This is a genomic window from Pseudomonas sp. KB_15 (assembly GCF_052114525.1).
Lineage (GTDB): Bacteria > Pseudomonadota > Gammaproteobacteria > Pseudomonadales > Pseudomonadaceae > Aquipseudomonas.
In genome coordinates this window covers 1-385 of the sequence record NZ_JBFREX010000315.1, presented here as the reverse complement: position 1 = coordinate 385, position 385 = coordinate 1, and the positions used below count along the sequence as shown (strand labels likewise).

Below are 385 nucleotides of genomic sequence, written 5' to 3'. Positions count from 1 at the left end.
GGCCAGGCTGGCGTAGTGGCGCCGGGCGATGTCCGAGGTCTCGACCTCCCGCGTGGTGACCAGCGCACCGATGCGCAGGCCCTCGACGGCATCGAACGTCAGCACGTCCATCCCCGGGATCTTCTTGATGTTGATGACCTGCGCGGGCTGGCGGTGCGACTCCTTGATCTGCACGAGCAGGTCGGTGCCGCCCGCCAGCACGCTGGCGCGCCCGCCGCAGCGGTGCAGCAGCGCGGACGCTTCGGCAAGCGTGGCAGGTTCGAGATATTCAAACGCTCTCATCGTGGCTCCTGTGGGGCGGCGTGTCGGTGAAACCATGATGGTTGGCGCACGATCATCGGTAAATACCCATAACCGGATTTATTGATCGTGTTACGCTCTGAAT

1 protein-coding gene is annotated in these 385 nt (G+C 63.9%); it reads right to left on the bottom strand.

What is annotated here, in order from left to right; all coding sequences use genetic code 11:
- A partial coding sequence (locus AB4Z35_RS31060) for an FAD binding domain-containing protein (protein WP_442101305.1) occupies nucleotides 1-282 on the bottom strand: 282 nt, incomplete at its 3' end.
- Between the last annotated feature and the right edge of the window lie 103 nt (nucleotides 283-385).